We start from the raw sequence: 4,456 nt of genomic DNA on the forward strand, positions 1-4,456 counted from the left end.
GAACGACTTGAGCGCGGGCACCACGGGTGCGGCGTCGGCGTAGAGCACGGTGCCGGCCAGGAACATCAGGATCAGCAGCGGGACCAGCAGGAACACCCACATGGCCCGGTACTTCTGATCGCGCAGGAAGATCAGCCCGACCACCGCGGTGGCCGCCGTGGCCATGGTGACGAACTCGTACATGTTGCCCAGCGGGAACCGATGGGTGGCGAAGCCGCGCAGCACGATCGAGAGCACGTGCAGTGCGACCGCGACGAACAGCACCGAGAACGCCATATTGCCCAGCCGCTCCGACAGCGGCAGCCGCGGCGCTTCGACGATCTTGCCGGGGACCGCGGGATCGACGGCGACCGAGCCTCCGCCCGTGGAGACCAGCTCGCGTTCGACCACCTTGCGGGTGCGCACCGACGCGTACTGCACGATCAGCAGTACGAGTACCAGCGCGTACACGAAAATCGCGGACATGTACGCGAAGTCGCTGTAGCGCGCGAGCGTGTCGTCGATCTGCATCATCTATCTCCCGTGGTCTTCCCGGTCGCCGTCGGCGCGTCGTCGGGCGCGCCGGCACCGAGCAGGCGTGCGCGCAACCGATCGAACTCCCCGCCCCACCCGGCCTGATCGGACCTGGCGAGTCCACCCATCTCTACTACGACGCGTCGTTGGTCAACGGTACCTGCTTCGGCGTCGGCCGGGTACACGCGCAGCCAGATCCGACGGCGCGACACCAGCAGCGACACCAGCAGACCCGCCATCATGGTCACCGCGCTCACCAGCACCCACTGCTGCGCCGGATCGTGCGAGACCTGCAGGTTGACGAATTCCTCCGCACCATCGAAGGTCACCACGGTGCCGTTGGACAGCGTCGCGGATTCGCCGGGCCGCAGGTTGACCCTGGTCTCCTTGGTCAGCCGTTCCTGCCGGATCAGTTCCTGGTCGAGCGCGAACAGTGACTGGGGGCGTCCGGTATCGAGGCCGGTGTCGCCGCGGTAGATATCGACGGCGACGGCCGGATCGGTCATCTCCGGATACGACGAGGTGAGCAGCGTGCCGTGCAGATTGGCGGTCGGCGCGAACAGGCCCTCGATCGCGATCTGGTTGTTGCGGCGCTCCTCCTCGGTCGGGTAGAGCCCGCCCGGCGGATCGATACGCAGGACGCCGCTGGACAGGAACGTCGTCGCGTCGTCGGGGCGCCACTGCACGGTTTCGGTGCGGGTCTCGCCGTTCGGGAACTTCACCGTGAAGGTCGGCGCGTAACCGTGCCCCTGTAGGTAGATGCGGTCGCCGGCCACGCGCAGCGGGTGGTTCACCCGGATCTCGGTCTCCCGCCAGGTGTCGGTCGCGAAGTCCTCGCCGGCCTGATAGGCGATATTGGAGCGGAACATCTCGGCCTGGCCGTTGTCGAGATAGTCGGCGTGGAAATCCTTGACCCGCACGCAGATCGGCGTCATCCCGGTGCCGTCGTTGGCCGAACCGGTCCGGAAGGAGTCGAACGCCGCGGGCGACGTGCTGCAAAACCCGGGGCCGTTGTTCGCGATGACGATGACGCTGCCCTCGTAACCGAACAGCTTGCCCACCGCGATCGACACCAGCAGTCCGACCAGCGCCAGATGGAAGACCAGGTTGCCGAATTCGCGCGAATACCCCTTCTCCGCCGAGAGCGTCACCTCGCCGTCCCGGTCGCCCGGCCGCATGGCCGTGCGCCAGCGGCGCAATTGCCCGCTCGCGCCGGCGATCACTTCGTCCGGGGTGCCGTCGACCGTCGCGGAGTAGTGGTGCGGCAAGCGCGCCAGATTGCGCGGCACCCGCACCGGCGGGGTACGCAGCGCGCGGTAATGGTCGACCGCGCGCGGCAGGATGCAGCCGACCAAGGAAATGAACAGCAGCACGTAGATCGCGGTGAACCACGAGCTGGAGAACACATCGAACAGTTGGAAGCGGTCCATCCACGGACCGAGCGTCGGCCGGTCGGCGATGTACTGGGCGACCTTCTGCTCGTTGAGTTCACGCTGGGGCAGCAGCGCGCCGGGGATGGCGGCCAGCGCCAGCAGGAACAGCAGCACCAGCGCGGTGCGCATGCTGGTGAGCCCACGCCAGGTATTGCGCACGAAAGCCAGGACCCGACCTGGTAGCGATTGGCGCGGCGGCCGCGCCGGAGCGTCGGGACGGTCGATCACGGTCATATCGGCAGGGTCACCTCGGAAACGAAACCGTCGCGCACCCATGCCACGAACTGATCCCAGGCGCCGGTGACCAGCGCGATACCGACGGCCACCAGCAGCAGACCACCGATCACCTGGATGGTCCTGGAATTGCGCCGCAACCAGCCGACGCCGCGCAGCGCGCCGGCCGACCCGAACGCGAGGATCACGAACGGTAGCCCGAGCCCCAGGCAGTAGGCGACGATCAGGACGACGCCACGAGCCGCGGTGGTGCCCTCGGTGCCCGCCGCCACCGCCATCACGCCCGACAACGTCGGACCGAGACACGGCGTCCAGCCGAGCGCGAACACCCCACCGAGCAGCGGGGCGCCCGCGATGCTCGTCAACCTGCGGGGTTCCATCCTGGTGTCACGTTGCAAGGCGGGAACCAGACCGATGAACACCAGGCCCATCAGGATGGTGACGACGCCGCCGAGCCGCATCAACAGCTCGCGGTTGACGTTCAACGTCTGAATAACACCGAATACGGTCGCCGTCGCCAGCACGAACACCACGGTGAATCCGGCCACGAACAACCCGGCCGCACCCGCGACCCGCAGCCTGGCCGCGCGCACCGGATTGCGCTGCGCGACAGCGACGACACCACCGGTCTTCCCGCGCGCCTCGGCCACCGTGGCGGGTGGGGCCTCGGCCCCGACCAGCCCGGCCAGGTACGACAGATAGCCCGGTACCAGCGGCACCACGCAGGGCGAGGCGAACGAGACCAGTCCGGCGAGCAGGCAGGCGCCGAGTGCCAGCAGCAGCGGCCCGGTGGCCGCTGTCTGCTGGAACGAATCACCCACCCCGGCCAGTACCGTCACTGCTGCTCCGGGTCGGCCGCCGCGTCGGCGGCCTCGGGTTCGTCATCGGGACGGGTAAGCGCCGCGGAGGCGGGAGCGGTGCGGTATTCCAGCACCCAGTGACCGAGCGAGGAGCGAACCATCACCTCCGCGCGCACACCGCGGGGTGGACGGGTCGACGGGTAGCGGCGGCGCACCGCCGTCCGGCTGCGGACCGGTTTCATCGTCTCTCCTGTATGGCTTCCCGGAAGGTGTTCATCGCCCCTCCGGCGCTTGACTGACGGTCCCCCCGGCAGGTTCCTCGCGAGCGACGCTCTCGACGACAGGTTGGAGATCTTCGGCCAGCACCGCGCGCAGGAAGATCGCGGCGACCCGGTGCTGACGATCGAGGACCAGCGTCGTCGGGATGACGCTGGTGGGGAAATTCCCGCCGAGCGCGAGCAGGGTGCGCATGGACGGGTCGTAGATCGACGGATAGCCGATCTTGTTGTCGACGACGAAATCCTGGGCCTTGTCGCGCTGGTTGTCGCGGACATTGATGCCGAGGAAGGCGACGCCGGAATCCTTGGTCCGTTCGTAGACCTGCTCCAGCGCGGGCGCCTCGGCGCGGCAGGGCCCGCACCACTGGCCCCACAGATTGAGCACAACGACCTGTCCGGCGAAATCGGAGAGCGCGATGTCGGAGCCCTCGTTCATCAGATCGGGCCCCGACAGTTCGCCGATGGTGCCGCGCGAGTCCGGCGGGTTGTAGAAGATTTCGGTCTGACCGCCGGGCGAGACGAACTCGAAGGTGCCGCCGGAAGCCACCGCGTCGTCCCCGGTCGCGCAGCCGGTGACAACCGCGACGACCAGGGCCAGGCAGGCCAGCAGAACCGGCTTCCGCCGGGCCCGCTGTGACGACACCTGCCTTCTCATGCTGCGTCCTTCTCGGCATGACCGAGGGCACCTGCGTGGTTACGCAGGCTGCCTCCTTCGGGGCCCGACTCGGTCATGCCCCGTGCACCGTGGGATCCGAGCCGCCCGCGGGCTCGGAGTAGACGATGTCGACGAGGGTGTCGCCCTGATAGACCAGCGAGGTCAGCGACGCCAGCGAGCACTGACGCTGACGCGGGTCGTGCCAGAGCCGCTGGCCCTGCAGGAACCGGCGCAGGGTCCACACCGGCAGCTGATGCGAGACCAGCACCGCTTCCCGTCCGGTCGCCTCGGCGCGGGCCTTGTTCACCGCGGCCAGCATGCGGTGCGCGATCTGCAAGTAGGGCTCGCCCCACGACGGGGTGAACGGGTCGCGCAGCTTCCACCAGTGCCGCGGCTTGCGCAGCGCGCCGTCACCGACGGATACCCGCAGACCCTCGAAGGTGTTGCCGGCCTCGATCAGGTTCTCGTCGGTGCGCACGATCAGTCCGTGCTGGGCCGCGATCGGTGCGGCGGTCTCCTGAGCGCGCTGCAACGGCGAGGCGA

5 protein-coding genes and 1 pseudogene are annotated in these 4,456 nt (G+C 68.6%); all 6 read right to left on the minus strand.

Annotated elements, in window-relative coordinates; translation table 11 throughout:
• Window positions 1-510: pseudogene (locus RJ05_RS23100) on the minus strand (c-type cytochrome biogenesis protein CcsB); the annotation flags it as partial.
• Window positions 510-2,180, minus strand: a complete 1,671-nt coding sequence (resB, locus tag RJ05_RS23105; RefSeq protein ID WP_036540576.1) for a cytochrome c biogenesis protein ResB — start codon at window positions 2,178-2,180, stop codon at window positions 510-512. The pseudogene RJ05_RS23100 and the gene resB, both read right to left, overlap by 1 nt.
• Window positions 2,177-3,019 carry a cytochrome c biogenesis CcdA family protein gene (locus tag RJ05_RS23110; protein ID WP_036540578.1) on the minus strand — a complete coding sequence of 281 codons (843 nt, stop codon included), beginning with the start codon at window positions 3,017-3,019 and terminating at the stop codon, window positions 2,177-2,179. The genes resB and RJ05_RS23110 overlap by 4 nt, the downstream gene beginning before the upstream one ends.
• On the minus strand, window positions 3,016-3,222 hold the full coding sequence (locus RJ05_RS23115; protein WP_036540580.1) for a hypothetical protein: 207 nt from the start codon (window positions 3,220-3,222) through the stop codon (window positions 3,016-3,018). Before RJ05_RS23115 ends, RJ05_RS23110 begins: the two co-directional genes overlap by 4 nt.
• 31 nt (window positions 3,223-3,253) lie before the next feature.
• Window positions 3,254-3,913: a TlpA disulfide reductase family protein gene (locus RJ05_RS23120; RefSeq protein ID WP_036540581.1), complete on the minus strand. Its 660-nt coding sequence runs from the start codon at window positions 3,911-3,913 to the stop codon at window positions 3,254-3,256.
• A 73-nt stretch (window positions 3,914-3,986) separates the two neighbouring features.
• Window positions 3,987-4,456: histidine phosphatase family protein (locus RJ05_RS23125; RefSeq protein ID WP_036540584.1), on the minus strand; the 470-nt coding region annotated here is incomplete at its 5' end.

This window comes from Nocardia cyriacigeorgica NBRC 100375 (assembly GCF_000308555.1).
GTDB classification, from domain to species: Bacteria; Actinomycetota; Actinomycetes; order Mycobacteriales; family Mycobacteriaceae; genus Nocardia; species Nocardia cyriacigeorgica.

Coding starts and splice junctions, on each gene's coding strand:
- RJ05_RS23120 (WP_036540581.1), bottom strand. CDS start 3,913: ATGAGAAGGCAGGTGTCGTCACAGCGGGCCCGGCGGAAGCCGGTTCTG.
- resB (WP_036540576.1), bottom strand. CDS start 2,180: ATGACCGTGATCGACCGTCCCGACGCTCCGGCGCGGCCGCCGCGCCAA.
- RJ05_RS23115 (WP_036540580.1), bottom strand. CDS start 3,222: ATGAAACCGGTCCGCAGCCGGACGGCGGTGCGCCGCCGCTACCCGTCG.